The 22,461-nt window shown below is 35.7% G+C and carries 19 protein-coding genes, 2 tRNA genes and 2 pseudogenes; 11 read left to right on the plus strand and 12 right to left on the minus strand.

Features of this window, described 5'->3' with window-relative positions; genetic code table 11:
• The first annotated feature begins 497 nt into the window (after positions 1 to 497).
• The 5 genes and pseudogenes from LEP1GSC059_RS19090 to LEP1GSC059_RS23315 all read left to right on the plus strand — a co-directional run bounded on the left by LEP1GSC059_RS19090 (position 498) and on the right by LEP1GSC059_RS23315 (position 5,085).
• Entirely contained in the window at positions 498 to 1,370 is an 873-nt protein-coding gene (locus LEP1GSC059_RS19090) for a transposase family protein (RefSeq protein ID WP_420323989.1), read from the plus strand.
• Positions 1,371 to 1,449: 79 nt separating this feature from the next.
• Positions 1,450 to 2,094: a thiamine phosphate synthase gene (locus LEP1GSC059_RS19095; RefSeq protein ID WP_017214820.1), complete on the plus strand. Its 645-nt coding sequence runs from the start codon at positions 1,450 to 1,452 to the stop codon at positions 2,092 to 2,094.
• A 54-nt stretch (positions 2,095 to 2,148) separates the two neighbouring features.
• Entirely contained in the window at positions 2,149 to 2,976 is an 828-nt protein-coding gene (locus tag LEP1GSC059_RS19100) for a WecB/TagA/CpsF family glycosyltransferase (RefSeq protein WP_002176784.1), read from the plus strand.
• Positions 2,977 to 3,547: 571 nt separating this feature from the next.
• Positions 3,548 to 3,883 (plus strand): annotated as a pseudogene (locus tag LEP1GSC059_RS19105) (hypothetical protein).
• Between the two features lie 54 nt (positions 3,884 to 3,937).
• Positions 3,938 to 5,085 (plus strand): IS3 family transposase gene (locus LEP1GSC059_RS23315; RefSeq protein ID WP_122952332.1). Its coding sequence is split into 2 segments (ribosomal slippage): positions 3,938 to 4,190 and positions 4,190 to 5,085, totalling 1,149 coding nucleotides; the frame shifts between segments, so codons are not numbered across the junction.
• Between the two features lie 97 nt (positions 5,086 to 5,182).
• Here LEP1GSC059_RS23315 and lysS read toward each other — a convergent pair.
• Both lysS and LEP1GSC059_RS19125 read right to left on the minus strand, forming a co-directional pair.
• Positions 5,183 to 6,670, minus strand: coding sequence for a lysine--tRNA ligase (gene lysS / locus LEP1GSC059_RS19120; protein ID WP_002176790.1), 1,488 nt, complete (start codon positions 6,668 to 6,670; stop codon positions 5,183 to 5,185).
• 8 nt (positions 6,671 to 6,678) lie between these two features.
• Positions 6,679 to 7,248, minus strand: a complete 570-nt coding sequence (locus LEP1GSC059_RS19125; RefSeq protein ID WP_337587758.1) for a hypothetical protein — start codon at positions 7,246 to 7,248, stop codon at positions 6,679 to 6,681.
• Between LEP1GSC059_RS19125 and LEP1GSC059_RS24755 the strand changes: the two genes are divergently transcribed.
• On the plus strand, positions 7,181 to 7,381 hold the full coding sequence (locus LEP1GSC059_RS24755) for a hypothetical protein (protein ID WP_002176793.1): 201 nt from the start codon (positions 7,181 to 7,183) through the stop codon (positions 7,379 to 7,381). The genes LEP1GSC059_RS19125 and LEP1GSC059_RS24755 overlap by 68 nt on opposite strands.
• Before the next feature lie 7 nt (positions 7,382 to 7,388).
• On the opposite strand, the gene LEP1GSC059_RS19130 is transcribed toward LEP1GSC059_RS24755, so the two are convergent.
• The 5 genes from LEP1GSC059_RS19130 to LEP1GSC059_RS19155 form a co-directional block, all read right to left on the minus strand.
• Positions 7,389 to 9,569, minus strand: a complete 2,181-nt coding sequence (locus LEP1GSC059_RS19130; RefSeq protein WP_020981231.1) for a glycosyltransferase family 2 protein — start codon at positions 9,567 to 9,569, stop codon at positions 7,389 to 7,391.
• Between the two features lie 211 nt (positions 9,570 to 9,780).
• Positions 9,781 to 10,683: a polysaccharide deacetylase family protein gene (locus LEP1GSC059_RS19135; protein WP_017214822.1), complete on the minus strand. Its 903-nt coding sequence runs from the start codon at positions 10,681 to 10,683 to the stop codon at positions 9,781 to 9,783.
• A gap of 11 nt (positions 10,684 to 10,694) precedes the next feature.
• Positions 10,695 to 11,201 (minus strand): DUF1993 domain-containing protein, encoded by a 507-nt coding sequence (locus LEP1GSC059_RS19140; RefSeq protein WP_017214823.1) that lies wholly within the window; start codon positions 11,199 to 11,201, stop codon positions 10,695 to 10,697.
• Between the two features lie 752 nt (positions 11,202 to 11,953).
• Positions 11,954 to 12,036: transfer RNA gene (locus tag LEP1GSC059_RS19150), tRNA-Leu, on the minus strand.
• Positions 12,037 to 12,090: 54 nt separating this feature from the next.
• Entirely contained in the window at positions 12,091 to 12,765 is a 675-nt protein-coding gene (locus LEP1GSC059_RS19155) for a CDP-alcohol phosphatidyltransferase family protein (protein WP_017214825.1), read from the minus strand.
• A gap of 147 nt (positions 12,766 to 12,912) precedes the next feature.
• Between LEP1GSC059_RS19155 and LEP1GSC059_RS19160 the strand changes: the two genes are divergently transcribed.
• The 4 genes from LEP1GSC059_RS19160 (at position 12,913) to LEP1GSC059_RS19175 (ending at position 16,565) form a co-directional block, all read left to right on the plus strand.
• Positions 12,913 to 12,986, plus strand: a tRNA-Asp gene (locus LEP1GSC059_RS19160).
• Between the two features lie 541 nt (positions 12,987 to 13,527).
• Positions 13,528 to 13,710, plus strand: a complete 183-nt coding sequence (locus LEP1GSC059_RS22565; RefSeq protein WP_131494777.1) for a hypothetical protein — start codon at positions 13,528 to 13,530, stop codon at positions 13,708 to 13,710.
• Positions 13,711 to 14,451: 741 nt separating this feature from the next.
• Positions 14,452 to 15,696, plus strand: coding sequence for an LIC_11904 family protein (locus LEP1GSC059_RS19170; RefSeq protein ID WP_002176792.1), 1,245 nt, complete (start codon positions 14,452 to 14,454; stop codon positions 15,694 to 15,696).
• Positions 15,693 to 16,565 carry an Ig-like domain-containing domain gene (locus LEP1GSC059_RS19175; RefSeq protein ID WP_002176791.1) on the plus strand — a complete coding sequence of 291 codons (873 nt, stop codon included), beginning with the start codon at positions 15,693 to 15,695 and terminating at the stop codon, positions 16,563 to 16,565. Before LEP1GSC059_RS19170 ends, LEP1GSC059_RS19175 begins: the two co-directional genes overlap by 4 nt.
• A 359-nt stretch (positions 16,566 to 16,924) precedes the next feature.
• On the opposite strand, the pseudogene LEP1GSC059_RS24760 reads toward LEP1GSC059_RS19175, so the two are convergent.
• From LEP1GSC059_RS24760 to pdhA, 5 genes and pseudogenes are all read right to left on the minus strand, one after another.
• Positions 16,925 to 17,135, minus strand: a pseudogene (locus LEP1GSC059_RS24760) (leucine-rich repeat domain-containing protein); the annotation flags it as partial.
• 160 nt (positions 17,136 to 17,295) lie between these two features.
• The gene (gene fliG / locus LEP1GSC059_RS19180) at positions 17,296 to 18,315 is read right to left on the minus strand and encodes a flagellar motor switch protein FliG (protein WP_002178371.1); all 1,020 of its coding nucleotides are present in this window, start codon (positions 18,313 to 18,315) and stop codon (positions 17,296 to 17,298) included.
• Positions 18,316 to 18,327: 12 nt separating this feature from the next.
• Positions 18,328 to 19,656, minus strand: a complete 1,329-nt coding sequence (locus LEP1GSC059_RS19185; RefSeq protein WP_017214827.1) for a dihydrolipoamide acetyltransferase family protein — start codon at positions 19,654 to 19,656, stop codon at positions 18,328 to 18,330.
• 21 nt (positions 19,657 to 19,677) lie between these two features.
• On the minus strand, positions 19,678 to 20,652 hold the full coding sequence (locus LEP1GSC059_RS19190) for a pyruvate dehydrogenase complex E1 component subunit beta (protein ID WP_002178404.1): 975 nt from the start codon (positions 20,650 to 20,652) through the stop codon (positions 19,678 to 19,680).
• Complete coding sequence (gene pdhA / locus LEP1GSC059_RS19195) at positions 20,652 to 21,635, minus strand: pyruvate dehydrogenase (acetyl-transferring) E1 component subunit alpha (protein ID WP_017214828.1); 984 nt, start codon at positions 21,633 to 21,635, stop codon at positions 20,652 to 20,654. Before pdhA ends, LEP1GSC059_RS19190 begins: the two co-directional genes overlap by 1 nt.
• A 148-nt stretch (positions 21,636 to 21,783) precedes the next feature.
• Here pdhA and LEP1GSC059_RS19200 point away from each other — a divergent pair, with 148 nt between their 5' ends.
• Positions 21,784 to 22,452 (plus strand): response regulator, encoded by a 669-nt coding sequence (locus LEP1GSC059_RS19200; RefSeq protein WP_004437067.1) that lies wholly within the window; start codon positions 21,784 to 21,786, stop codon positions 22,450 to 22,452.
• Positions 22,453 to 22,461 lie beyond the last annotated feature (9 nt).

Consider the following 22,461-nt stretch of genomic DNA (forward strand, 5'->3'; position numbering starts at 1 on the left):
CCCAAAGTTGTTCAATGTGGGAACTCATACAGAAATTATAATAACAAAAGAATGTTCAAAAACTATAAATTATATAATACAATCGAATGTGGGGAACTACCACATTTTATTGAAGATTCAAAAATAATTGATTCTAAGATTTTGTATAAACTCTTTGATTGAAAAATATTTGGTGATTTTGCGATTTCCTAAATATGATATTGGATTTAATAAAATTGTTATATTACTTGTTTTTCTTTTGGATAAAATTTAGTTTATTAGAATATTTGAAACTTGTAGTAAGTTTCCACATTTTAGAAAAAAATAGAGTTGTTGAAAGATGAATCTCCATCTGTTTCTGGAAAGATTGAGTGAAGCAGTTTTGCTAATTGAATTATGGAATTTTTCAAAAACTTTAATAGAGTTGTTGAAAAATTGGTAAAATTCTTGTACCGATACCTGAAGATACAACTCTATGTGTAATGATATCGAAAGAAAAAGTTTTAAAGAATCTTAGAATGTCGCAAGCCTTGCTTGGTGTCTCCCATCAAGAATTCAAAACACTCTGCGTACCCTTTGGCCTTGCGTATTTATCTTTGAAAGAAGAAATAAAACATAATTTTACCAAAGGTAGAAAATCAATCTTACAGGATATAGAAGAGAATTTATTTTTTATTCTTTTTTATCTAAAAACTTATCCGACCTACGACGTCTTGGGAGCGGTATTTAAAATGGATAGGACTACTGCTTGTAAGTTGGTAAAGCTTTTGGCGGAAGTTTTATTTCTTTCACTTGGTTCAATGAATACTCTTCCCGCAAATGAAATTTCCGATCTCAAAAAAAAGTTGAAGAAGTTAAAAAAACTGAAGTATGTAATCATAGATGGAACAGAAAGGCCCATCAGAAGGCCAACAGGTAAGGATTTACAAAAAGAATTCTACTCTGGAAAAAAGAAAAGACATGCGATTAAAAACTTAATTTTGACAAATAAAGATAAAGCAATCTTATTCTTATCGAACACGATATCTGGTAAAACGCACGATCTTAAAGTTGCGGAGAATACGATGATTACTTCTGCGATTCCTAAAGATGTGGTATGTATCCTTGACTCCGGTTTTGAAGGAATTGAAAAGACATCAAAAAAAGTGAATATTATCAAACCGAAAAAGAAACCTAAGAAAAGAGAACTTACCGCTACACAAAAAGCAAAGAATACAAGAATTAGTAAAAAAAGGATTTTCGTAGAAAATGCTTTTGCCGGTATTAAAAGATTTAGAATTACATCGGATGTCATTAGATGTTTTAGAAAAGACTTTAAACATCTCGTTTTTGTTTTAGCCGCAGGGCTTTGGAACCTTCATTTATTTTTTAATAAACGTTTTAATTACTAATTTTTCAACAACTCTATTGTGTATTTATAAATTTGATGTTATAGTTTAAAAGATTGGTTCAAATTGTAAGGTTGGTTCAGTGAGAGCTAAAAGTTTTTCTTGGCAAGAGCCTGGAATTTACCCTATACTCGATTTAGATTTTTGTAAAATTAGAAATCTGGATTATTTTAGTCTTCCGAAATTTTGGATGGAATATCCGGATCTAATTCCTTTTATACAAATTCGCGCCAAGTCGGCTTCTATAAACGAATTAGAATTTATAGTGAAATCGTTACAGGATTTATATCCGGATTTACTTTGGATTGTTAACGACTTCTGGAAACAGGCGATAGAATGGAATTGTTTTGGAGCTCATGTGGGAAAGGAAGATTACGAAGTTTTGAATTTAGAAGAAAAGAATACACTTTTCAAATCTAAACTTTATCTTGGAACGTCTTCTCATACCCTGAAAGAAGTAAACGAGTTGGATTTATCTCTTTGGAACTATACTGGGTTAGGACCTATTTTTCCGACCGAAAATAAAGAGGATGCAAAATCAGCGATCGGAACAGAAATTTTAAACCAAATCAAGAAAGGGAATTATTTGCCTGTAACCGTGATCGGTGGAATCAAAGTTGAAAATTTAGATCTGATCTTAAAAGAAGGATCCTTTTTACTTTCGAGTATATCCATGGCTTGTTTAGAAAATGAATTTAGAACCGCCGCCACGAAATTACGAAAATAAATTTAGGTAAGTTTCAATTGACTCTAAGTTTATGTCGTATAGTATGCCTTTAAGATGAAAAAGCCAGGTGAAATTATACATCTATCCGCAAAAGACGACAGAGATTATCTTTTGGATTATCAGGTAATTCAAACGGAGACGTTAGGAAAAACTGATATTTTAGGAGTCCAGTTTGATAATGTAACCCAAGATGAATCCGTAGCTAAAATTTATAGGCTTATGGAGGAAAAGGAAAAGTTTCATCACATTCTTTTTTTGGATCCGATTAAAATCATGTCGGTTAGAAAAGGAAAAAAACTCCATAGAATTACCGAAAAGGCAACTATGATTCTTGCGGAAGGTGCTGGGTTACAATGGGCGGCGACTCGTCTTAGAAAAGTTCTCAAAGAAAGAATTTCTCCGATTGCTTTGATGATGGATTTGGTTCGTCTTTGCGAACTTAGAAATTATTCTATCTTTATGTTAGGTGGTAAAGAAGACATCATCGAAAAAGTGTATTTTACCCTTTCTAGACATTTTCCTGGAGTGAGAATTGTAGGAAGGCATGCCGGTTATATGAACCCTCAGAGAGAGTTGATGGTGAAGGAATCGATTCGTAAAACGAGTCCAAATCTGATTTTTCTTGCAATGGATTTTCCGGAACAGGAAATCTGGATTGAAAACAACACTGCATTTTTTGGACATTCCGTGATCATTGGAGTTGGCGGTTCCTTGGATATTCTTTCCGGTAAAGTTAGAAAGGCGCCTAACTTTTTCAAACTCAAGGGACTTATTTGGTTCTGGAGAATTCTTTCTAAACCTTGGAGACTTTTTCGTTTCTTTAGAATGTTACAATTCTTTACTTTAGTATTTTTTAAATCTCTCTTTCAAAAGAAATCCTAATCTACTTTTATAATTTTAGATTTCACTGTGAACTTGCAATTGTGGAACTCTTACAATTTTAGATTTCACTGTGAATTTGCAATTGTGGGAACTCTTACAATTTTAGATTTCACTGTGAATTTGCAATTGTGGGAACTCTTACAATTTTAGATTTCACTGTAAATTTGCAATTGTGGGAACTCTTACAATTTTAGATTTTACTGTGAATTTGCAATTGTGGGAACTCTTACAATTTTAGATTTTACTGTGAATTTGCAATTGTGGGAACTCTTACAATTTTAGATTTTACTGTGAATTTGCAATTGTGGGAACTCTTACAATTTTAGATTTTACTGTGAATTTGCAATTGTGGGAACTCTTACAATTTTAGATTTTACTGTGAATTTGCAATTGTGGGAACTCTTACAATTTTAGATTTTACTGTGAATTTGCAATTGTGGGAACTCTTACAAGTGTTTTAGAATTTTAATATGTGCAACTCAATGAAAAATTTTACTTGTTTGTCGAAAAAACTTTTAGAGAATATTTATTTTTTTGAATATAAAAAATTTCTTGCCTTTGATTTCTAAAAATGTACATTTATCTACATGACGGATTTGTCTTTTTAACGTTGATGGTCACAGCCTTTTTAGGATTTGGATTCATTTTTGGTTTTCTTCATACAATTTGGAAACAGTTGTCTTCTCAACTTCAAGAGTCGAGACAAAAAACAAAATCCGAAATTCAAGAATTAAGGTCGGGAACTCAAAGTATAAAGACGGAAATGGGTAACTTACGTTCTGAAGTTAAAAAAGACTTTCATAAATTAGAAAACCGTTTTGACGTTTCTCACTCTACCTTAGAAATAGGATCGATGTTTTAGTGGGATAGTTTAGCAATTTATTTTATAACCGATATTCCACGTTAACCTAGTTACGTAAAAACGGACATCTTTTTCTCAGCAAATGAGGTAAAGGTGAAAATGAATAAAAAAGGAAAATACTCTCCGGAGTTTAAAGAACAAGCAGTAAAGCGAACGCTTTCAGGATCGTTTACGATAAAAGAAGTCGCCGAGTCATTGGGAATCAGTTATTTTGTGTTACGACAATGGAGAACAGAAAACTTGAAGAAGTCGGAACAACAAAATCCACCAACGGATAAGCAGTTAAAAGAGATCGAAGAACTGAAAAAACTACGGAAGGAAAATCAGAAACTCAAGGAAGAGAACGCTATCCTAAAAAAGTTTGCAGCCATGCTTTCGAGAGAACAAAATCCCGATTGATGTTCATGGAAACTCATCGATTTGAGTTTCCGATTCGAAGCATGGCTAACGTCTTAGGAGTATCTCGTTCAGGATACTATCAATTTCTGAAACGAAGCAAAAACGAATTAGAAAAATATAATCCCGAACTTGTAGAGTTCATTAGGGAAACGTGGTTAACAAATCGCAAGAATTACGGTTTGGTTCGGTTGCTTCGGGAAGTGAAGAAAGTGTATTCAATTTACGGAGCAAGAACGGTTCGAAAAGTGATGAAACTTTGTGAAATTCGTGGAAAACAGGAGAAGCGCTTTCGGATTGCCACAACAAATTCTAATCATGGGAATCAGGTTGCTCCAGACTTAGTCAGGCGGAATTTCAAAGCGAACAAGAAGAATCGAATCTGGGTTTCAGATATTACTTTTTTGAGATCCTCCTTAGGTTGGATTTATCTTTGTGTAATATTAGACCTTTATTCTCGGAAAGTAGTAGGTTGGTCGATTTCGAATGCTAATGACTCCAAATTAGTCTGCAATGCTCTTTCCAAAGCGATCGAATTGAGAAATCCTCCCAAGGGTTTGATTTTTCATTCTGACCGAGGATCCAATTATTGTTCGAACGAAACTCGAAAATATTTGCTCGTCAACAAAATTCGCAGGAGCAATAGTAGAAGGGGAAATTGTTGGGACAACGCGGTCGCCGAGTCCTTCTTTGGTTCTCTGAAAAGAGAAATGGAATATGATTACTTTTATAGAATTCAAGAAGCGGAAGAATTACTTTTTGATCATATAGAAGTTTATTATAATAGGCAGAGATCTCATTCATACTTAGACTTTGTGAGTCCTGCAGAATTTGAAGAAAATGCTGCGTAAAAAATGTGTCCAATTAACCGTGACTAGGCTACGTAAAAATAAAAGACTTCCAGGCTAAAATCAATTCAATCATTAAAGGTCAAGATCGGAATCAATTTTATTCCGGTCTCATTAATGGAAATAAAATTGTATCTCGAATTGAATGAGAATTGGTCAAAAGCATCACCAGACGATCGATCCCAATTCCGAGTCCGCCAGTAGGAGGCATTCCATATTCCAAGGCACGGATATAGTCCTCGTCCATCATAAACGCTTCATCGTCCCCAGCTTCTCTTTGTTTTACCTGGTCTTCGAACCTTTCTTTTTGATCAAAAGGATCGTTTAACTCTGTAAAGGCGTTTCCGATTTCTCTTCCGGCTACGTATGGTTCGAATCTTTCCACATAATCTGGTTTATCTGGATTGGATTTTGCAAGAGGAGAAAGTTCTTTTGGATAATCGGTGATAAAAATCGGTTGAATTAGATTTGGTTCTGCTTTTTCGGAAAAAACTTCATCTGCCACTTTCCAAATCGTTTGGCATTTGGAAACGTCTACTTTCAATTCTGAAGCTTTTTTCTTAGCTTCATCCAGAGAAGTAATTTGGCTAAAATCAATTCCACTATATTCTTTGATGATATCCACGTAAGTAATTCTTTTCCAAGGAGGAGAAAGATCGATTAAATCCTTGCCGTATTGAATTTTCAAAGTTCCACAAATTTTTTGAGCCAGATGAGTAATGAGTCTTTCGGTAAGATCCAGCATTGTACTCATATCTCCAAAAGCCATGTAAGCTTCCATCATAGTAAATTCAGGATTGTGTTTTGTAGAAATCCCTTCGTTTCTAAAATTTCGATTGAGTTCAAAAACACGATCCATTCCTCCAACGATCAAACGTTTGAGATAAAGTTCCGGAGCGATTCTTAAAAACAATTGCATATCCAGAGTATTATGATGAGTGACAAACGGTCTTGCAGCAGCACCTCCAGCGATCGGTTGCATCATAGGAGTTTCTACTTCTAAAAAACCTTCTTGGGTTAAAAAACTTCTGATTTCAGAAACGATTTTACTTCTTGTAATAAATGTATCTCTAACGTGATCGTTGACCACTAAATCTACATAACGCATTCTATATCTTTGTTCTACATCTGCAAACGCGTCATAGACGACCCCATCTTTTTCTTTTACTACGGGAAGAGGGCGGATACATTTTGCGAGTAGTTCCACCGATGTGACGTGTAACGTGATTTCTCCTTTTTGGGTTTTAAAAAGATACCCCTCCAAACCGATAATATCCCCCAAATCAAAGGATTTAAAAATGGAGTATTGAGTTTCGCCTAAGTCGTCTCTAGTCGCATAAAGTTGTATGATTCCGGAACTGTCTTTGAGGTGAGCAAAACTTGCTTTTCCCATTACTCTTTTAGAATATAGTCTTCCACCTAATTTGAATTTGGTTTCCGGCCCAGTCGGATTTTTTTCGAACTTTTCGGCGATGTCTTTTGATTTGGAATCCGGAAAAAAACGAACCGGATAGGGATTGATTCCTTGTTTTTTTAATTCTTCGATTTTCTGAATTCTTTGTTCAATGAGTTCATTTGATTCTGACATTTTCGGTTTTATTTTCCTGGGAGTATTTGATAAAACGTTCTGGCTAAATTTAAAAATACAATTTCAAATCCTTCTTCACTTAAAAACCAATTTCCGATTCCGATTTTATCCGACAAAGGAATAACATGAATCTTCAAGCCAGCAGGACCCAAAACAGATTCGTATAATCTTTGATTGAAAGAGGATTCGAACCTTTTGGAGAGAATTAGAATATTCTTAAGTTGTCTATCTAAACAGATTTTTAAAAGAGATTTAGGAAAGTTTTTAGCACCAGTAGGATACGGTTCGAGTTTATAAATTAGAATTTTAGATTCGTCTACTCCCAAAGAAACGAGAGAATTTTGTATTTCGGAAGTTAAATCCTGAATTACACCTAAGTTGGAATGAGTCGTTGCAGGAGAATAAAGAACGATTAAAATTCCAACATATCCTTTTTTGAATCCGTCCGCTGCGTTTTTAAGCACGTCTTGAGGAATCGTTTCCTTCGCTTCTAAGATCAGAGCATCACTTTTGGGAAAAGGGCGGTCTTGGATTAAAAAAAGAGGACTTGAAAAAATCAATCCTAGGATTGAAATCAAAGCCAGAAAAAATCCGGAAAAAAATAGCCGCGCCTTGTATAAAACTTCTTGTACGGATACCGGTCCTGGATTTACAGACATAGAACGAGAGTTTTTTCCAGGAACGAAATTACAAGAGGAAATTAGAAAATGATTTTGTGTTATCTTTCTTGTAGATCCTTAGCTCCTTCCAAATCGATCGCAACTCTTTGTTCTACCCAATGACTCACCGTTTTCGCTGGGGGTCTATTTATAGAAAGAAGAATGTCTTCCCAACACGATCTCAGTCCTATAAATTTAAAAATCGCATAACCTAAAAGAATGGCGTTTCCTAAGTTGTAGATCGAATAGATCCAGTTTTGATACATATAGTTTGTGATAAACCCAAATAACAGCTGAGCCAAAAGAGAAAACTCTGCTACTATATAAAGGGAAGGCATAGAGGTTCTGCCAATCACTTTTGGAGTTCTGCTAAACGGAATTTGTTTTCCGGTAATTGCTTGGTTGATCGACATAAAAACTCCAGCTAAGTTTACCGGAATCAAAAGCAGATTGAGCGAATAGATTTGAATTAGATCGATCCATTTATATTTCATTCTTACCAAATCCATTCCGTATAAAATAAAATACGGCAAAGAAGAAATTGCAATCCAGTATGTTTCCACTCCTTCGCCTAAGGGACTTCCCATGAGAATGACAAGACCAATGTTCACCGCTGCGATCGAACCAAGATAGTGAACTCGAAAGAACGCTTCTATAAACTTTGTAAAACTCCAAGGCCATCTAAAGACGTGACGTAATAATTTAGGAAGAATGATCAGTCCTCCATTGGCCCATCTCCTCCTTTGAATTAAAAGGGAACCGAAATCCGGAGGAGTTGCGCTATAGGCGAGTCTTTCGGGATAATTATAAAGACTCCAATTTACATCCAAAAGATCGATACTAGATTCAGTATCTTCTATGACAGTGTTGTCTTGGATGTACTTATGAATTTGGAAACCTCTTTCCTTGTGGAATGTTTGAATATCTAAAAGCGCTTTGTAACGAAGCATTGCGTTTGCACCTACCCAAAACGTTGCTCCAAAATTAGTAAATCCTTGATGGATTTGATATTGAATATCTGTGGTCGCCCCGGCTATTTTTTCTAACACGTTAGACGTTCCCGGAAAAGAACTGTAAGGTGTTTGTGCCACTGCGATTCTTTCGTTTCCGGGAGTTTCCATGACATATGATAATTTTAGAATATAGTCTGGAAGAAGTACACTGTCCGCGTCTAAGGTAATTAAAAAGTCTGCACGAGGAACTTCAAATGAAGAATCGTTTTGAGATTCTTCTAAAAAAATTCCTCTAGAATCTTTTTTTTCCATCCATCTTTTTCCTAAAAGATAGATGTAACTATTAAGGTTCATCGCTTTATTGGGGAGATGAGAAAGATTTACGTATTTTTTTCTTTCAAAAGTGGAAAAGTCTACTGTAAATAGAGAAGCCAGACGGTTAAATTCTTTTTCTATTCTATAAGGATCAGCCCCACCTTTTGTGAAAAGAAATTCTAATTCTGAAATTCTTTCCAAGTGTAGATTACACCATTCTTTAAAAAAAGAATCTCTCATAAAAACTCGGGTATGTTCCGGAAGTTCCTTTCGGATTGTAGAATCGTTATATTCGTTCATACGATTTTGAAACCAAAGAAATGCGTTTTTATAGAGCTGAATAAGAAGTTTTGTTTCTTTTTGAGGTTTGGATTTATTTGAATTTTTACGTTCTAAATATTCTTTTTTTGCCTGAAGAAAAGGATAAGCGGCTTCGTTAAATTTTTTTTGAAGAGAATTTGGTAAGTCTCTCATGTTTTGAAGAGACTCAAAAGCAGCATAACTTTTAGGTTCTGGAGGATCATCAATCAACAATACAACTCTTCGGTTAGGATAATCTTGAAGAGCCGCAGAGAGAAGGGTTTCTCTAACTATATCCAATTCTTCTTTGTAGGAAGGAATTAAAATTGCTAAAGGAGAACAGTCTTGTGAGTAGATTTTTTCCAAATCCTCACGATTTGGAGAAGAATGTTTCAAAAGTCTTTGAAAATAACCTAAGCGAGTAAATTGATAAACGAAGTTGCCGTAGGTTAACAAAACGATGAGGATAAAAAATGCAATCTGTCCTATAGCTGCGAAGGATCTGTGATCTAGAAGTTGTTCCCAAAAAACTTTGAACATCTCTAAACACGCAAAAGCACAGGCTATAATTGTAAAAAGAAGGAAAATTTTTGTGATTCGAATCTGGTTCTGACAATATTGTCTATTTTTTAAATGTGTCGATTCCGTTACGGAAGCAGGATTGATTTTCATTTAGATATACTTAAACTTTACTATAAACGGAACTATACTTCCTTAATGGAATCATAATACTGATTTTATGCAGAAAAATTAATTTCAAAAATATCTTAAAGTAAATGTTACATTGATAACTATTTTGCCTATGATTGGAAAGAAGATCTTACAAAATGGTTCAATATTTATGAATGAAAATGAATTTTTAATATAAAATCTGTGAAAAATTTTAATCCGAATAGGGTGAGTTTCCTCGTGTAGGTTTTTGGGATTTTTGGCAGGAGATATATCTAGGATTTTTCAATAGTTCGATAAATGACGTTAGACTGCATTTCCCATCTATAAAAACTCGTTTGATTTTGAATGGGTTTTCTCCCGGTCGATTGGCTCCGTCTTCGGTGGTGAGTATTGATTTATAACCTGATTGTTGTGCTAGTTGAATGAGTTTGTCATTGTACCAACCGCAGGGCCAAGCTAGATAATCTATGGAAACACCTAATTTAGATTCTAGGATTTTTTTAGATTCTTTCAGTTCAAAGAGTGCGTCTTCTGCACTTTTTCCAGGGACACGATTGTCCACCCAAGTTACCAAGTTATCTTTTGGGTTCCAGGGATGGCTGTATGTATGAGACCCGATTTCGAACCTTGGATTTTTTGCAAGTTCTTGAATGTCTGACCATTCTAAATATTCTCCGTTACCGATTCCTTTGGGTCCTGCTATGATCCAAAAAGAAGCCGGAAAGAAATATCGATTGAGTATAGGAACTGCGTTTAAAACATTCTTCCAACCGTCATCGAAATTTAAAACTATAGATTTATCGGGTAAAACCTTTCTTTTTTCAATATAAAGTAGAAGATCTTTCATGGTAATCGGGTTGTAACCTTGGGAAAAAAGATATTGCATTTGTTCTTCAAATTTTTCTAATGTGATTACCGTTTCTCCCGGCTCTTTTGTGGAATTAATTACAATTTCATGATAAATTAAAACTGCAATACCGTTCTGATTTGTTTTTTGTTCTAAAAGGGTAGTTTTTGGTTCTATAGGGGAAGAGCCGCAGGAGTTCAATGAAAAGAATAGAATTCCGATCCAAAAATTCCGATTTTTGAATATTTTATTAAAAAGAAAATTCATCGTCGATTGTTTTAACTTTTGAAAGGCATTTCACCTAGATAATTTTTCTTTCCTATATCTACGCCATTATGACGGAGGATTGAATAAGCCGCAGTGATATGAAAATAAAAATTAGGGATCAAATGTTGAATTGCAAATTCTTTTCCGGTTAAATACTTTCCTTCCCAACGAGGGTTGAACACTTTTCTATCGTTTGATTCCGAGAAATCTTTTTCCGTAAATGTTGAAAGGTAGTCTAACGTGGAATCGATTCTTGTTTGTAATTCTAATAACGTTTTTTCCTGGTCTTCATGTTTTGGAGCGTCTTTTCCTGTTAGGCGGGAAACTCCCAGTTTTGCAGTATCACATGCGATTTGAATTTGTCTGATGAAATGAAACTGGTCTGGGGCTAGTCTTGAATTTAAAAGAACTTCCACATCGAATTTTTTAGTTTCAGAGTAGATGGCTCCTTTTTCTAAAAGTAATTTTAATTGGCGGAGCATTTTAGAAAATTGTTGGATTGTGATTTCGAAAAGCATACGTTTTGTTTCCTTTTTTTAGAATCAGTGTTTTTTTCATTTTTTTGAAGGGTCTTTCTTACGATAGAATTTTTCCAAGAAAGTATGAATAAGGTCATTGAATCTATGATCCTGTCCAAAACCTGTCGAACGACCCAGAAACTCAGCGAATGCCTCTCTAAGGATCGGCATTCAGGAAGTGAGACGCTTTAGTTACTTCGAACGACCCAGAAACTCAGAGAATGCCTCTCTAAGGATCGGCATTCAGGAAAGTGAGGCATTTAGTTTTACAAAAATAGGAAACTCATACAAAAACTATAATTTACCTTGAATTTATGGATGAGTTGTGGCTTAGAAGCTAAGTTTTCGAAAGCTTACAATTTTCATAATGAAGCAATGCAGGATTCTAATCTTGGTTCTTATACAAACTCTTAGTAAGTGTTTAAAATTCGCTGAATTTGTATTAATGTTCATCGTGGTTTATAAAAGTGATTTATTGAAAAAAATGTGGGAACTCATACTTTGAGATTTAAAAGATAAATTTTATTTCACGAACCAATCGAGAAAAGTCTGAGTTTTGAAAGTTTTACTGTAAGATCTAAATTTGTTTTAGTTCCCACATTTTATTTTTTACGGAAAAATTAGATAAGTTTCAATTCGTAGAAAAAATCCTACCTTGTTTCTCGGAAACGTTTATTTCGCTTCTAGGGTCGCTCAAAACGCTTTACCAAAGCTCGCTTCGAGTTCTGATTTTGTTATAGTTGATGGAATTTTGCTCGAGAGGGGACTCGAACCCCTACACCTAAACGGCACAAGCACCTCAAGCTTGCGTGTCTACCAATTCCACCACCCGAGCGCGGGTTTGCAAGGACAGAATGGGAGAGAAAGCTTAGGAGTCAAGGACTTACGTTCAAACCAATTCGTATTTCTTTCGAGTCTTTTTATCGCCTGGATCAATTTGAATTTTTTCGGGATAAAATACAATGTTCCAATAACGTTTAGAATACGCAAAAATTCCGATACAAAGAATCACTATCAGAATATAACCGGAAATTTCGGGATGTTTTAGAACACTTTCACCTTGGATTTTAAATTTTATCAGTGGAATACACATATACCAAAGAACTGTGATTGCAACAATTCCGACTCCAAATTTTCCCCACCAATTCGGTTTTCCTTGTATTCCTCGTTTGAGATAAAGAAAACTTCCTAACCAAACTCCTAAAATTTCTCGAATGATATAAGCGATTAAAATCCAAATTGGAAATCGGAAGTAATGAACAATGACTGAAAGGCCACCAATCGTAACAATTTTATCACATATAGGATCTAAGTATCTACCTAATACGGATTCTTGATGAAGTAGTCTTGCAAGAAAACCGTCCAGATAATCAGTTAGAACAGCTAAAACACAAGTTAAAATTGCATAGAATAAAAACTCGGTTTTATTCGGAGAGGACATGTAGGTCTGAATGAAAGTGATAAAAAAAGGCAAAAGAAAAACTCTACTAACAGAAAGAAAATTAGAGACTGTAAAGATACGATCTTCTAAGAGCTCTTGAGGTTTTTTTTCCTGAACGATCATCTAGATTGGGGTTCCAATATTTTTAAGTGCAAAATTTTTGTATTCCAGTAAATGAAAGAATCAATTTTCAGAATAGAATTTTTCAGGCCAATTCAATCAAAATCGATTGACCTAAGAGGTTATTTTGAAAAAGTAACAATGGAATTAGGAGCTGTAGCTCAGCTGGTTAGAGTGCCTGCCTGTCACGCAGGATGCCGCGGGTTCGAGTCCCGTCAGCTCCGAAATCTTTCTTTTTTACAATCAATTTACAACTAACATAAATTATAGGACTCGAAGCTTTTTTGCGAGAGCATTTGTAGCGACTTTTAGGGAGCGTTACAAATGTGACACGAGCCATGGATGGCGAGTGAACTAAAATACTCTAATAGAAAGTGAAGCTGTATAGTGACAAGTCTTGTCTGCTCCGAAATTTTTCTGTTTTAACACTTATTTACAATTAATCTTAAATAGTTTATTCTTTAAAAATTGTTTAAAAATCAGCAAAAGGAAAATAAAAAACTCAATACTACGATTCTTTGAATGCGGACCCATGGGAGAAAGATACAGCGAACTTCAATAGTTACTCCAACTCAAGCCATGCTCTCTACCATAACCTTACCCACAAACATTTGGATCTCAATATAAATCTGTCGGAATTACGACAAATCCTCCGTAAAACTTATACCCTACGGCGTGATCCATAGAGAGCGTTGCATGAGTTTTTCCTAATTTTAGGTGGTGGAAAGGTTTGAAAAACTTTTCTCTATCAGAAAAACATACTTTTTGCAAGTAAAAAAGACTCATTCTGTCGGAACACTTGAAAAATGTGTTTTTGATCCTTCTGATTCTAAAATACTCTTCAACTGTGGGCTCTCTCAAACTCAGCGTCTCGCTTCTATGGGCGCTCTATGGATTGCGTTAAACTCAGCAGAACGCTCTATGGATTGCGTTCTAGATACAACATAAGAATCGCTTTCGCATTGATTATACCGAACTCACGTTTTTTAGAAGTTTCTACATTTTATTTTTTTAGAAAAAATTATAACGTTATTTTCATATTTAATGTAGAACAATGTTAGAAATAAATTAAATGATAATTCTATCTTAAGGTGCAAAGTTCGAATTATAATTTTAGTTTAATAAGAAGATTTGTATTTTGCTAAATTACAATTTGGAAAAGTAGGTAAATTTTTATATGTTTTTTATTTTTTTGAAAGTTAGTCTACGGGTATTTCGACTAGGTTTATCTAAAAATCTGAAAAAGAAATATTATAAATATTGAGTAAGTTTGTAACAGATAGTAGTTCCTATAATTGTGTCCTTAATTTATAAGTCGATAATCTTTTTAGTTTTTAATACTCATAATGAAAGTTTTTACATCTTAAGTTTTTTGAATCAATTTTAGAAAAGGTTTATCTTAGGAACATAACTTTGTTTCAAAAATAATAAAATTGAATATCGAGCTCTTAGTTTTTATAGGTATTTTTTATAATATATTAGGAGAATAATATTGCGTTATTTATAATATTCTTAATAAATTATAAAAAATTAGACATAAAAAAATATTGTTTTAATCTAAAAGTTTTCGTATAATTTGCGTAATGTGCATTAGATATAATGAATATTTTTATCGTAAAATGAAATAAAAATAATATAAAATATAAAATTGACTTGAAAAAAGAATGATAATTACTTAAGTGATTTGCCATGATGGCTAAAAAATGGATATGGCTAACTTTGATTGGCCTTTTACTACAATGTAATGGAATTCTAGAAAGTAAGAATAGAAATGTTATTAATGATTTACTTCTGTTTTTACGCTCTAACGCATTTACGTATTCTCCTGAAGGAAATCCTGGAAAGACCATTGAGACAAAAGAAGTAGAAACAAACTTTCTATACCAACTCAATCCTGAGTTGGTGGCCAGGGTGGGTGCTTTTTTCACTATGGATGCTTCGGATCCTCCGCGTGCGACCGTGTTTTCCCATGTTGCTGGGATTACCTTGGCTCCGAATCTTAGACCGGCTAATTTTCAATCCGTAGACTTTACTATATTCATGTTAGATTCAGTAGGAGGTAATATATACTTTTCGGTTGGAGCTAACAAACTCTATTATAAATCAAATACGGATTTTATTGGAACAAGACGAATTGCTTTAGAAGAAAATGGACGGATTGCCTTACTTAAATCCGATGCAATCAATCTTTGTTGGAATTTTGACGGACAAACTTCTCAACGTTTAAGTGGATGTCAAAATCCAGTTTTAATACCGGGAGCACAGGAAATTGTTTCGTTTGGGTCTTCTGCCTTTCTAGTTTACGGACCAAATTTAGGTTTTCGTCGTTTAGGAACTGATGGAACGATAACGACGGTTTCAAGTCCGGTTACAATTACTGGATTGCGAAGTGTATGGGCCGATGAAACTCTGATTTTAATTGTCGATCAGGATGGAAATAGAGTTGTAGGTTGGGACCCGAGAGATCAGACAATCATTTTCAGACGAACAGAGCAAAAGATTGTTACTGATTCTACAATCTTAGATCCTACTTTGATTGCTGCTACCCCGTTACCTGGTGGTATGGGGTTGGTTCTCGTTCTTGAAAATTCTGATACTCTATTATTCGTAAATCGTAATTTTCAAATAATAGGAGGTTTAATTTCTCCGAATAGTCCTTATCCTTTCAGGCGTATTAATCCGATTCAGGGAGTATCCGTAAACCTTTTGGGAGGAACGATTGGGGTTTGGTCTTCTCGCGGGGTGAATGTTTCCGCATTCGATCGGAATTCGAATTACGATTTTACATATCTTGTACCCGATAACCTAACTACGTTACCCCAAGTGTTAAACGATCCATCCGTAAGTGATGCGCTTCAAGCTGATCCAAGAACGGATTTATTAGATGTACCTGCCGTAAGGGATGCGCTTACGAACTTAAGGAGTCAGTTATGAAGTTGAGAAAAATCGCATTCATACTCTCGGTATTTATCATTATCAATTTGAATATAGTTTGTAAGGAAGCTGCCGTAAGTATGCAGATGGCCGCTTATAATTGTACATTATGGGCGGATTTACCAGGATTGAATAACGCGCCTCCTGCTCGTTGGCCCGCTTCTGCGGCTGTTGCCGGTTTTTGTTTGGGAGATCAGCCAATTCCATTTCCGGGAGCAACTTTTTGCTCAGCTGTAATGTGCATAAATAGTTCTTCCAATTGCCATTGTACGGGCATTTTTGGAGACCCGTTTCATAGGCCTGGTTATCGTTCCAATAATGAACCGCCCGATGTCAATGTCGGCCCAGTTTATTTTCCTTCTATTCCTTTTCTAACGGTAACAGGACGAGGTGATACAACTTTTGGAGACTCAGTAACGGAGTCCGATCCGTCGCCTGGCAATCCACAATTAGGTCCGAAGGTTGTAATTACTCAACCGAATATAAATGCGGTATGGTTAGCACCTTTGTCTCAAACGCTTGTGCTTCAATTTGATCATCGTATTGATCCAAGCACATTGAGTTTATCTGGTAGTCTCGTAGACAATCAGACTCCAAAAGTTCAAGTTAGTAGCACTTTGGTTACGGATGATACGATCTCTTTAACGCCTACGCCCAATTGGACTGCTGGAAATTGTAATCTTCAAGTGAACGTTAAGGATCTTGCCGGGAATTTAGGAACTTCAAACATGGGACTCAATGTAGGCGCTGTAGAATGTAGTCAGCCATGGGAACCTTGTAACTGTCATTGCGATTTTCTTGGATTTCCAGTTCCCTGTTTTCCCGGACAGCCACCTACATGTGATCAGTGTAGAAGATCCGGGTGTTAATCTTTTTGATATTTCACACTTTCTTTTTCGAATCGAATGTGAGGGAATTATAAGGATATAATATTTTTATAAAATATAAAAATTGAATTATGGTTTTGGATTTAAGAATTCAATTTTATAGAAGTTAATTTTTTTGCAAAGGAATAAAATTAAACACAACACTCATGTTAAACGAAGGCGATTATGAAATACGTTTTAGAAAAATTTAAAAAACATTTTTTTGAAGTTTTGAAAAAGTTTTTAGTCGAAAAATTTAGATTAAATTCCTGAATTTTTAAGCTGGTTCAAAATCAATTTTGCATTTTGGTAGAAACTCTTGAATTCTTTCTTTCTTTTTCAGTAAAAGAATTAGAACCTTGCAAATACAATTCTTTTAAATTTTGAAGTTTTCCAATTTCTTCCGAAAGAGAAGGGATTTGATTTATAACCTAAGTTGAGTTTTTTAAATTGCAAAGTTTTATGATTTCTGTTGTAAACGATTTTAAATCAGAAAAATCTAATGCTAGTATGCGAACTAAATTCGGATTTTCTAAAGCGCTTTAAATCAAGATAAGTTTGATCTGGGTTCATACTATTTTTAATAATCCGAAATAGATTTAGAGTCCCAAAAACCTAAACACCGATGGTGTTTTCTGAGTTTTGATCCGTAAGATTGAGTTTCACAAAAATATGGAAACTCATGTAGAAATTATAAAGTTTGCGCGAATAGGTTCCAGTAAGTATGAATCATCTAAATGTATTCTTCTCCGTCTTTTTTGACAAAAATTGTTCCTTCTTCTTCGAGTTCACGCACTAAATTGATTATAATATTTCTTGCGTCTCCTATTTCGCGTAATGTTAGTTTTCCTCTGATTTCCATCATGTCTAAAATTTCTGTTGCACGGTTGCGGGACATTGCATTTAAGAAATGATTTCTAAGTTCGTCTCCAGCTCCACGTAGAGCCATACTGAGGCAATTATCATCACTCAAACGATTGATTAAAATTCTCATTTCCTTTTGATCCAAACCTAAGACGTCTTCAAAGGTGTATAACTTTTCTTTTACTTGTTTTGCAAGTTCAGGAGAATTTGCTTCCAACTCTTTGAGTATATTTTCCTCCTGTGATTTATCCATGTGATTGAGTATGTTTGCGAGAGCTTCCGCACCTCCGGCCTCACTGTATTCGGAACGATCTCTTTGTTCGTATTTTTTCTTAAGTACTCTTGCAATTTCTTTAATTGCGTCTGGATGTGTTTTTGTAGTGTTTGCCAAACGATAAGCGACACCGGCTTGCAATTCCCCCGGAAAAAATTTTAGAATGTCAGCCGCTTTTTTAGGAGTCATAAATGCGAGTGTGACTGCGATTGTTTGTGGAGATTCGTGTTGTAAAAGACTTGCTAAAACTCCAGGCTCTGCTTCGCTTAAAAATGAAAAATCATCTTCTATGTCTTTGCGAGAAAGTTTTCCTAATATGTTTTCGGCTTTTTCTTTTCCTAAAGACTGTCTAAGAATTTCTCTGGCTGTGTCTATTCCACCTTTGATTTCTCCTTCGTCTGGAAGGACTGAATTTTTAAACTCTAAAAGAACGTCTTCTTTTTCTTTTTTAGAAATCGATTTGATCTGAGCCATTTCCAAAATGATTTCTTCGATCATAGAATCATCTAACTTAGATAATACTTTGGCAGCATCTTCTTTGTTTAAAGAGAGAAGTAGTAGCGCTGACTTTCTAATTTTTTCTTTTCTGGAAGCGGGTTCCGATTTTTTTTCCACAAAATAAAATCCTTAGCCGGTAAGTAGGCGAAGGGGACGTTCCGTATATTCTCGAAAAGAAGATAAAAATCTGGCTCCGGTAGCACCGTCCACCACTCTGTGATCGCAAGAAAGAGTAACGCTCAACGTTTTTCCTGCGACTATATTTCCTTCTTTAAGGACCGGTTTTTTAACGAGTGCTCCGACTGCAAGAATTGCCGCTTCTGGTTCATTGATGACCGCCGTAAAAGAAGAAATTCCAAACATTCCGAGATTAGAAACTGTAAAAGTACCGTCGGTGTATTCCCCGGGTTTGAGTTTTCTTTCTCTCGCACGGGAAGCAAGTTCTTTTATTTCAAGACTAATTTCGCTTACCGATTTTTGATCTGCATTTCGAATGTATGGAGTGATTAAGCCACCTTCGATGGAAACTGCAACTCCTATATCAATTCTACCGTGTTCTAATATATGATCTTCTTTCCAGGAAGAATTTACTTCAGGAACATCTTTTAAGGAAAGTGAACAAGCTTTGATAATGAGATCGTTTAGACTGATCTTTAAAGGACCTTCTAACTTTAGATCTTGATTGTATGAATTTCTAAGAGAGTCTAACGGATTTGCGTCCAGTTCTAAAGTAAGATAAAAATGAGGAATTGTAGATGTGGAATGTGAAAGACGAGATGCGATCGTTTTTCTCATTCCAGTTAATTCTAATTTACGGTCATGTCGCTTAACAAAAGAGCCTTTTTTGCCGCCCCCGGATTCTTGATAAGAGAGAATGTCTCTTTTGATAATTCTTCCTCCGGGGCCGGAACCGATTACTTCTCCTAGATCCACTCCTTTTTGAAAAGCCAGTTTTTTTGCCAAAGGAGAGATTGGACCGGATCTGCCGGTTTGTGTTGTTTGAGATCCGTGTTTATAAGAAGTAGATTGTTCTTTTGAAAAAGTAGGGCTCTGATATATTTTATTTTGTTCTTCGGTTGTAAGTTTAGAAGAAGAGGAAGAAGTTTGTGTCGTATCACTTTGTGAAGTTGTGGAAGATTGAGACGTAGTCTGTATCGTATTTTCTTTTTTAGTAGGAATGGATTTTTTTGCAGTTTCAACTAACGTAGAAATGTCTTCTCCCTGTTTTCCTATGATTGCAACTGGTGCCCCCACTGGGATAAGCGTTCCTTCTGGAGCTAAGATTTCCAAAAGTGTTCCGGTTTCAAAGGCTTCCATTTCCATAACGGCCTTATCCGTTTCCACTTCCGCTATGATTTCACCTGGAGAAACTGGATCTCCCTTTTGTTTGATCCAACGGACGATTTTACCTTCTGCCATCGTAGGGCTGAGCTGAGTCATTTCTGCAATTTTAGCCATTTTGAATATTCCTTGTTTGTGTTATTCGAGCATTTCTCGAACCTTAGAAATAATTTTTTCTTCGCTGGGTAAAGAGGCTTTTTCCAAATTTGCCGCATAAGGCATAGGAACGTCTTCTTGGGTGATTCTTTCTACGGGGGCGTCCAGATCGTCAAAAGAATTTTTCTGGATTAAATAAGCGATTTGAGAACCGAATCCGGCCACTTCCCAACCTTCTTCTACTACCAAGGCACGGTTCGTTTTACGAATAGAAGTGTATATCGCTTCTTCGTCCAAAGGTCGGATAGAACGAAGGTCTAAAACTTCCACGGAAATTCCTTCTTTGGAAAGTTTTTCTGCGGCGGGTAGAACATACATCAAGGCTCTAGACCAACTAACGATTGTTATATCAGATCCTTCTCGTTTAAGATCCGCTTTGCCAAAAGGAATCGAATATTCCTGATCGGGAACTTCTCCTCTGGTGCCATATAACACCTCACTTTCGATAAAAATAGTAGGATTATTGTCTCGAATGGCGGTTTTTAAAAGTCCGCAGGCGTCTGCGGGAGTATAAGGAGCGATTACTTTCAAACCTGGAATATGTGCATACCAACTTTCAAAAGACTGAGAGTGTTGAGCAGCGAGTCTTCCTCCAGCTCCCCCCGCACCTCTAAATACAATCGGAATTGGAAATTGTCCCGCGCTCATATAATTCATCTTAGCCGCAGAGTTGATGATCTGATCAATTGCGACTAAAGAAAAATTCCAAGTCATAAATTCTATGATAGGACGTAAGCCCACCATAGCGGCGCCGATCCCAACTCCCGCAAAACCATTTTCGGAAATGGGAGTATCTATAATTCTTTTTTCTCCGTATTTAGAAAGCATTCCTTGGGAAACTTTATAAGCCCCATCGTAATGACCTACTTCTTCTCCCATAAGAAATATATTTGGGTCCTTATCCATTTCCTCACACATGGCTCGGTTTAGAGCTTCTCTATAAGTAAGAATTGCCATTAGACATCCTCCGCATAGACGTGTTTATACAGCCAACCTAACGGTGGTTCTTCGCTTTTATCTGCAAATACGATCGCTTCTTCTACTTGAGTTTGAATATCTATATCTAGTTTTTCTAATTCTTCTTCTTTCCATTCGGAATGAAGAAGGTCATCCTTTGCCTTTAAAAGTGGATCAGTTTTTTTATAACGATCTAATTCTTCTTTAGTTCTATACTTTGCAGGGTCTGACATAGAATGTCCACGGAAACGATATGTAGAAATTTCCATTAGAGTAGGACCCTCTCCTCTTCGAGCGCGTTCTACTGCTACGCTTACGTGATCTCTTACTTTCCGAACTTCGTCTCCTTCGATATGATCTCTTGCAATATCATATGCAGTTGCACGAACCGAAACGTCTTTTACGGATAATGCTCTATATTCTGGAGTTCCCATTGCATAGTGATTATTCTCACAAATCATTACGAGAGGAAGTTTCCAGATTGCGGCTAGATTCATTCCTTCGTGAAAAGAACCAATGTTTGCAGCTCCTTCCCCGAAAAAACAAATCGTAACTGAGTTTTCGTTTTTATATTTAGAAGCATAGGCGATTCCTGCTGCGAGAGAAATATGACCTCCTACGATTCCATGCCCTCCCATAAATCTTTTGTTCTTATCAAAGAAATGCATGGAACCTCCGTAACCTTGGGAAATTCCAGTTTTTTTACCGAAAAGTTCCGCCATAAGAGCCTTGGGATCCAAACCTCTTGCGAGAGCATGACCATGATCTCTGTAAGTCGAAACGATATAATCTTGTTCTTTTAGGGCTGCAATTGAACCGACTCCTACCGCTTCTTGTCCGATATAAAGATGACAGAATCCACCTATCTTTCCGGTGCTATAAGATTTTGCGGCCCCTTCTTCAAAACGGCGGATGAGAAGCATTTGTCTGTAGAGTTCGAAAAGGTCTTGGGTTTCTTGTTTGGTTTTAGTATGATTTATCATAAAATTAGGTTGTTAAAACAATCGCAAAGTATCTTTGGAGAAGCGACTTATGCAAACTGATTTCGTTTCTAACTGAAAAAAATTGTAAACTTGAATTCCAAGAAAATTTCTCTTTCCTAAAAATGAGATCGATTTTTTATTTTCGTGGATGTTTACAATTCTACTTACAGAAGACGAACCGGGAATTCGAGATACGATTCAAATTGTTTTAGAGTCGGAAGGTTTTAAGATGATCTACGCGATGACTGGTAAAGAATGTATTTCTCTTTTAAAAGAATCCCCAGACTTATTGGTGTTGGATGTAGGACTTCCGGATGGAAACGGTTTTGAAATTTTGAAAGAGCTTAGAAAAAAAAATTCTATCCCAGTTATACTACTGACTGCAAGAGAATCGGAACTAGACCGGGTTCTTGGTTTAGAATTAGGCGCAGACGATTATATGGTAAAACCATTTAGTCCAAGAGAATTGGTCGCAAGGATCAAAGCGGTGTTAAGAAGATACGAGATAAATTCTCAGGAAACAAATACCGAGTTCCTGACCGACGAAGATCGTAAGGTGATTTATTATTATGGTAAATCTTTATCTCTTACTCCGTATGAGTATAAAACGTTATTGTTATTTTTAAAACGACCTGGAAAGATTTTTACTAGAGAAGAAATTATGGATCGAGTTTGGACAGAACCGGAAGAAAGTTTTGATCGTGCTGTAGACACGGTGATTAAAAACATTCGTTTTCGACTAAAGGAAATTCGACCTGACTTAGATCCGATTGAAACGAAACGGGGTCAAGGATATGGATTGAAGGAAACGTTATGAGTCTTTGGG

Source organism: Leptospira noguchii serovar Panama str. CZ214, from assembly GCF_000306255.2.
GTDB classification, from domain to species: Bacteria; Spirochaetota; Leptospiria; order Leptospirales; family Leptospiraceae; genus Leptospira; species Leptospira noguchii.